This window comes from Sphingomonas sp. (assembly GCF_048594985.1).
Taxonomy (GTDB): domain Bacteria; phylum Pseudomonadota; class Alphaproteobacteria; order Sphingomonadales; family Sphingomonadaceae; genus Sphingomonas_I.
The window spans coordinates 1-6,592 of the sequence record NZ_JBMDXG010000344.1; the positions used below are offsets into that span (position 1 = coordinate 1).

Annotated in this window: 6 protein-coding genes; 5 read left to right on the forward strand and 1 reads right to left on the reverse strand. The window is 70.9% G+C overall.

What is annotated here, in order from left to right; all coding sequences use genetic code 11:
- The 4 genes from ACOJSF_RS14195 to ACOJSF_RS14210 all read left to right on the forward strand — a co-directional run.
- The coding region (locus tag ACOJSF_RS14195; protein WP_420142851.1) for a hypothetical protein at positions 1-462 on the forward strand (462 nt) is incomplete at its 5' end.
- A gap of 45 nt (positions 463-507) precedes the next feature.
- Complete coding sequence (locus ACOJSF_RS14200) at positions 508-942, forward strand: histidine kinase (RefSeq protein WP_420142852.1); 435 nt, start codon at positions 508-510, stop codon at positions 940-942.
- A 130-nt stretch (positions 943-1,072) separates the two neighbouring features.
- Positions 1,073-2,716 carry a ribonuclease J gene (locus ACOJSF_RS14205; RefSeq protein ID WP_420142853.1) on the forward strand — a complete coding sequence of 548 codons (1,644 nt, stop codon included), beginning with the start codon at positions 1,073-1,075 and terminating at the stop codon, positions 2,714-2,716.
- Between the two features lie 22 nt (positions 2,717-2,738).
- Positions 2,739-3,014, forward strand: coding sequence for a DUF1467 family protein (locus tag ACOJSF_RS14210; protein ID WP_420142854.1), 276 nt, complete (start codon positions 2,739-2,741; stop codon positions 3,012-3,014).
- A gap of 308 nt (positions 3,015-3,322) precedes the next feature.
- On the opposite strand, the gene ACOJSF_RS14215 is transcribed toward ACOJSF_RS14210, so the two are convergent.
- Positions 3,323-5,608 (reverse strand): hypothetical protein, encoded by a 2,286-nt coding sequence (locus ACOJSF_RS14215; RefSeq protein WP_420142855.1) that lies wholly within the window; start codon positions 5,606-5,608, stop codon positions 3,323-3,325.
- Between the two features lie 78 nt (positions 5,609-5,686).
- On the opposite strand from ACOJSF_RS14215, the gene ACOJSF_RS14220 reads away from it, so the two are divergent.
- A partial coding sequence (locus ACOJSF_RS14220) for an NTP transferase domain-containing protein (RefSeq protein ID WP_420142856.1) occupies positions 5,687-6,592 on the forward strand: 906 nt, incomplete at its 3' end.

A 6,592-nucleotide genomic window follows, 5' to 3' on the forward strand; every position in this document is an offset into this window, starting at 1 on the left:
GCGCCCCCGCCCGCCGAGCCATTGTTGCAGACGATCGCACAGGAGATCCTGCCGCGCGGCGTATCGGGCGCCGACCTCGCCGCGATCGAGGATGGCTGGGCGGCGCTGATCGATGGTCCGGTCGATGCCGACGCGGTCACACGTCATGGACGCGAGCGCGGCGGCCACCTTTTCGCCGCCGCCGCCACGATCCTCGGCCGCCCGGATGCGCGCGCGCGCGAAGCGGGCGCGTTGTGGGCCCTCGCCGATCTTGCCCACGGTCACGCCGACGCCGCCGTCCGTGACCGGGCCGCGCCGCAGGCGCGCGCGATCGCCCACGTCCGCGCGCCCTGGCCGATCGCGCTCCGCCCGCTCGGCATGCTGGCCGTGCTCGCCGCGCGGGATGCGCGTGACGCCACGCGGCGGCAGGGCCATCCGGCGCGGCTGCTGCGGATGCTGGCGCTCCGGCTGATCGGGCGCTAGCTTCCCCGGAAAAGGGGGCGGGGCATGTGGCGCTATCTGGTGGGCATGGCGGCTGGCATCTTGCTGGTCGCGGGCGGGGTGTTGCTGTGGCGGAATACCGCCGACGCGGGCCGCGTCGCGCTGCCCCAGGCACCTCAAGCGGTCGCCGCCCCTGACGCGGTGGAAGACGTGCCGCCGCCGCCCCAGGCAAGCGAGAAGACGCGCGAGGAGCGGCGCTTCTCCCGCTACGATCGCGACAAGGACGGCGCGGTCGGCCGCGACGAATATCTGGCGCAGCGGCGCAAGAATTTCGCCAAGCTCGACGTGAACGGCGACGGGCGGTTGAGCTTCGACGAATATGCGGTGAGCGGCATCCAGCGCTTCGCCAGGGCCGACGCCGACAGATCCGGCTCGCTTGCCCCCGCCGAATTCCTCTCGACGCGGATCGCGCGATCGACCCGCGCCTCGGTCCGCTGCCCGCCGCCCGACCGGGAGGGATAACCCGTCCCACGCGGATGGCGCTTCCGCCCTTGCGGCGTCCGGCCATACCCCTACATGGGAACGCAGCCGGGCCCGGACGGGGCGCGGCGCGGACTCTTGGCGGCGCGGGCCGCCCAACAATCGGACAAGAATGACCAAGCCCGGCAAAGAATTGCTGTTTCTCGCCCTCGGTGGCTCGGGCGAGATCGGCATGAATGTGAATCTCTATGGCTGCGACGGAAAGTGGGTGATGGTCGATCTCGGCCTCACCTTCACCGATCCGGCTTATCCGGGCGTCGACCTGATCCTGCCCGACCTCGACTTCATCGAACGCCAGCGCGACAATCTGCTCGGCATCGTGCTGACGCACGGGCATGAGGATCATATCGGCGCGATCCCCTATCTCGCCGCCGATCTCGGCGTGCCGCTGTTCGCGACACCGTTCACCGCCGGCCTCATCAAGGGCAAGCTGGCGGAGGAGGGGATCGCCGATCAGGTGGAGCTCAGGATCATCGAGAGCGAGGGCAGCTTCCAACTCGGGCCGTTCGGCTTCCGCTACGTGCCGCTCGCCCACTCGATTCCCGAGGGCAACGCCCTGCTGATCGAGACGCCTTACGGCAACGTCTTCCACACGGGCGATTGGAAGCTGGATGAGGAGCCTTTGCTCGGCACCCCTTCGACCGCCGAGGAACTGACCGAGATCGGCGATGCCGGTGTGCTCGCGCTCGTCTGCGATTCGACCAACGTCTTCAACGACAGCGCCAGCGGGTCGGAGGCGGCGGTGCGCGAGGGGCTGGACGCGGTGATCCGCGCCGCCACCGGCCGCGTGCTCGTCACCACCTTCGCTTCGAACGCGGCGCGCGTGCAGACGCTGGGGCAGGTGGCGCGCGATTGCGGGCGCCAGCTCTGCGTCGCGGGCCGCTCGCTCGACCGGATCGTGCGCGTCGCGAAGAGCGTCGGCTATCTCCAGGATTTCCCGCCCGTGATCGATTTCGACGCGGCGATGAAGCTGCCACCCTCGCAGGTGATGATCATCGCCACCGGCGGCCAGGGCGAGGCGCGCGCCGCGCTCAGCCGGATCGCGTTCGACAGCCACCAGATCAAGCTCAGCGCGGGCGACACGGTGGTCTTCTCGTCGAAGCAGATCCCCGGCAACGAAATGGCGATCGGCCGCATCCAGAACGCACTCGCCGGGCGCGGCGTGACGATGATCACCGATCGTCAGGCGCACGTCCACGTTTCCGGCCATCCGGGTCGGCCCGAGCTTGAACTCATGTACAAATGGATTCGGCCGGAGATCATCCTGCCCGTCCATGGCGAGCTGCGCCACATGGCCGAGCAGGAGCGCTTCGCACGCTCGCTGGGCGTGCCCAGGGGCATCGTCCAGCAGAATGGCGACCTGCTTCGCCTCGCGCCCGACGGTCCGAAGAAGATCGGGAACGAGCGCGCCGGCCGCCTGATCCTCGACGGCGACGTGATCCTGCCCGCCGACGGATCGACCATGAACGAACGGCGCCGCATCGCCAGCTACGGCGCGATCGCGGTGACGGTGGCGCTCGACAATACGGGCCGTCTGCGCGGGGAGCCCGCCATCGCGTCGCAGGGCGTGCCCGTCGAGGAGGACAAGGCCGATTTCGTCGCCGAGGCGCAGGACGCCGCGGCCGAGGCGGTCGCGAAGAACCGCAAGAAGGACGAGGCGGCGTTGCGCGAGGCGATCCGCCTTGCCGTCCGTCGCGTCGCTACCGCATGGACCGGCAAGAAGCCCGTTGTGGACGTCGGTCTCATCCGCGTCTGACGGACGGAGCAGGGAGGGGCGGATGCGCTGGACCTCGATCCTCGCCATCTATTCGCTGTTCTGGGCGATGAGCTTCTTCTTCGTTCTTCCCTTCCGCTTGCGGCGCGAGGGGGAGGACGCGCCCGTCGCGGGCCAGGCCGAAAGCGCGCCGCCATCGTTCAGCTTCGCGCGGACGGCAAAGTGGACCACGTTGGTCAGCGCGATCCTGTTCGGCCTCTATTACGCCAATTACGTGAATGGCTGGGTCACGCCGCAAGCCCTCGATCTGACCTCCCATGGCGAGCGCTCGGCGCCGTGATCATGCGAGCCCGAGCATTTCGCTGATCACCTTCTCGAACGGTGTTAGCTTCCACACGTCCGCTGGGTTTCCGGCTCGCGCGCCATCGACATGGATGATGGCAAATCGTGCGCTTCGGTTCGGTATGACGCTGCGCCGGTGCGCGCGGCATAAAACGGCGGCCAACTGACCGCCTCGCGGCTGATACATCGCCGCTGCACGGTATACGGGCGCGCCGTATTGCCGTTGCGGTCTGAATCGCTGCGGTGCCGGAACAGCGCCCCCCGGAATTGCGGTCCGTTCACGTCGAACCGGACCTGGGTGGCAAGCTACTTCCGCAGTCGCTCGATCGCCTGCGCCAGCGCGACGTAGAGCTTGCCCGTGTCGGACGAGAGCATCGTCGTCGCGATCGGCGTGCCCTCGCGCGTCGCCATGACGCGGCGGATCAACGCCTCGAAATCGTGAATGTAGCGATTGACCTGCTCGTGGAACTCGCCGTCCTCGTTGTAGCGCTGGACCACCGCATTGGCCTCGGCGCGATCGAGCAGGCGCACCGCGCGGCGCGTGAAAATGCCCCGGTCGCCGCGCAGATAGGCCTTCCAATCCTCGTCGCTCACCTCGTTCGAGAAGATCTTGGCGACGTCGATCGCGGTCGAATTGAGCGCCTCGATCAGCAGCCCGGTGGTGCGTGCGAAGCTCTGTTCGTCATGCGCCTCTGTGTCGCGGGCGTTGGCGTCGATCCGGCCCGGGATCGCGGTCGAGGTCTCGACGATGGAGAGGAGCTGGCGCGACAGCCGTTCCGCCGCCGCCCGCGCCGCCTCGATCGCCTGTTCGGACGCGGCGCCGATCGACGCCATCTCGGTCCGCCCCACATCCGCCACCGCCGCCGTCAGCGCGCGCGAGGCCGATTCGCCCAGCCGCTGCGCCACGCGCGGAATGGCGGCGGACAACGCGTCGCGCGCCTGTTCGGAGGCTTGGGCCGCGGTCTCGCGCACGCGATCGAGCGCCTCGACCAGCTTGCCCGACGCGCCTTCGCTCAGCGCCTGCACCTCGGCGTCGGCGGCGCGCAGCATCTCCTCCAGCGCGGCGGTCTGCGTGCGCAGGTCGCCGATCCGGGTCTCGGCGCGCCCGCCGATGTCGTCGAGCGCGAGCCGCTGCCGATCGAGCAGCGCCTCCGCCTCCGCCAGTTTCTCGCCGACTGTGACCGAAGCGGCGGCCAGCGCCTCGCTGCGCTGCCCCGCGGCCGCGATCGTCTGCAGGCTCTGTTCGGCGTGGAGACGGACGCGCGCGAGCGCGGCGGGGATCGTCTCGGCGATCGCCGTGCTCGACGCATCCGCCTGCGTCCGAAGCTGTGCGACCCGCCCGAGCAGGGTCTCGGCCAACTGGCTGCTGCCGCCGAGAGTTCGGCCGACCGCCTCGACATGATCGGCAAGCGCGACGATCGATTCGGCCAGGTCGGCGGTCTGGTTGGCGCCGGTATCGCCCAGCGTGGCGAAGCGTGCCTCGACCGCGCCGATCGCCTGTTCGAGTTGCGCCAGCAGCCCGCGCGCGGCCTGCTCCTGCGTCCGCACCCCGCTGCCCAGCCCTTCGATCCGTGCCGCGAGCGCATCGATCCGGGCGGACAAAGCGCGCACCGCCTCGTCGCCCGTGGTGGTCAGCGTCGCGCGGCTCTGCTCGGTCAGCGCGGCCAGCGCGCTGCTCTGTTCGGCGATCGCGCTTCGCGTCTCCTCGACCCCCTCGGCGGTGGCGGCGAGCGCGGCGTCGATCGCGCGGCCCATCGTGCCCGCCGCGTCGGCGATGCGGCGGTCGGCGGCGGCGGCGCTTTCCTCGATCCGGTCGATCTGGATGGTCAGGCGTTGCGACGCCGCGCCGCTCGCTTCGCCCGCTGCGCGCGCGCGCGCCTCCAACTGTTCGAGCAGGGCGGCAAGCGCCCGCGCATGCGTATCCGCCTCGGCCCCGCTGTGGCGCAAGCCGTCGCCGATCGCGCGCGCGACCGCTTCGGCCTGCGGCAGGTCCGCCAGCAGCACGCCCAGGTCGGTGCGGGCAGCGGCGGTCGCGTCGTCGAGCGTCGCGGCGGTGCGCGCGAATGCCGCGCCCTGCGCGCCGAGATCGCTCGCCGCCCGGGTCACCCGCGCCGCCGTGTCCGTGCCGAGCCGTTCGATCTCGCCCGCATGCGCGGTCAGGTCGGCGCGCGCCTGCGCGATATGGATGTTGAGCCCCGCCAGCGTCGAACGAAGCATGCGCGTATCGGCGCGCAGCTGCGCCGCTGCGCGACCATAAGCGCGCGCCTCGATCCGGCCCGAACGCAGCAGCATGAGATAGACCGTGCCGAGCAGCGCCAGCGGCGCGCTGGCGAGGCCGATCCACGCGAGCAGGCGGAGCGGCTGGAACAGGGCAACGCCCTCGGCCCGGCCCAGCGCCCAGCCCAGCGCGCCGACCCAAACCAGTGCCAGCACTGCAAGGGTCGCCGAAATCGCAATCGCTGGCCAGCGCGACGCCGGCTCCGCCGCCGCCTCGTCCTGGGTTTCATATGTCTCGATCGTCGGCGTCTCCGGCTCCACTTCGGCGGAGAGCGTCTCCGTCCAGCGTTCCTGCGCGCGTGCCCCCTGGTTCATGCGGCGACTGTATCAGCTTTGGCGACGGGCGGAAGCGGCGGCTTTGATTTGGCGGCGCGCGCGGCCTATCCGGGATGTATGGAACGGGGGACCGACTATGCGCTGATCGGCGTCTATGATCCGGCGGTGGCGCCCGGCGGATTGCGCGGGCTACTGCCGCTCGCGGGGACGCCGCTGGTCGAGCATCAGGCGCGCCGCGCGGCGGCGGCGGGCGCGCGGCGGATCCTGCTGCTGGTCGACGACGTGCCGCTCGAACTGGCGCAGGTGGTCGAACGACTGCGCGAGGACGGGATCGGGACCGCGCTGTGCGCCGGGATCGACCGCGTGGCCGACGCGCTGCTGCCCGAGGATCGCGTGCTGATGCTGGCCGATGCCTGCCTGCCCGATGAGGCGCTGTTGCGCACCGTCGTCGCGCAGGATGATCGCGCCGTCGCGGTGGTGCCCGATCTGCCCGACCATGCCGCGTTCGAGCGGATCGATTCGCAGGTTCGCTGGGCCGGCGTCGCGATGATCGACGGCACGCATGTCGCGCAGACCGCAGCCATGCTGGGAAGCTGGGATGCGGTTTCCACCCTCTTGCGCCGCGCGGTGCAGCAGGAGGCGATCCGGATCCCCGCCGACACGCCGCCGATCTTCGCCACCGATGCCGCCGCGCTGGCCGATGCGGAACGGCGGCTGGTCGCGGCGACGCGGACCCGGCCTGACGACTGGATCGGGCGCGCGATCTTCTCTCCGGTCGAGGAGGCGGCGCTTCCGCTGCTGCTGTCGCGTGGTGTGCGGACGCGCGCGCTGGGCCTCTTGGCGATCGCGCTGGCGGTGGGGGGCGGTACGGTCGGCTGGGCGGGCTGGCGCTGGGCGGCGTTGATCCTGCTGCTGCTGTCCGGTCCGGTCGCGGCGGGTACGATGCGGCTGGCGCGCATCCGCGACCAGCAGGATCGCATTCTCGTGGCTCTCGCCGCGATCCGCCCGTGGACGGCGGCGTCG

Excerpts from the sequence above, each read along its gene's own strand:
- ACOJSF_RS14200 (WP_420142852.1), top strand. The coding sequence starts at position 508 with ATGGCGGCTGGCATCTTGCTGGTCGCGGGCGGGGTGTTGCTGTGGCGG.
- ACOJSF_RS14205 (WP_420142853.1), top strand. The coding sequence starts at position 1,073 with ATGACCAAGCCCGGCAAAGAATTGCTGTTTCTCGCCCTCGGTGGCTCG.
- ACOJSF_RS14210 (WP_420142854.1), top strand. The coding sequence starts at position 2,739 with ATGCGCTGGACCTCGATCCTCGCCATCTATTCGCTGTTCTGGGCGATG.
- ACOJSF_RS14215 (WP_420142855.1), bottom strand. The coding sequence starts at position 5,608 with ATGAACCAGGGGGCACGCGCGCAGGAACGCTGGACGGAGACGCTCTCC.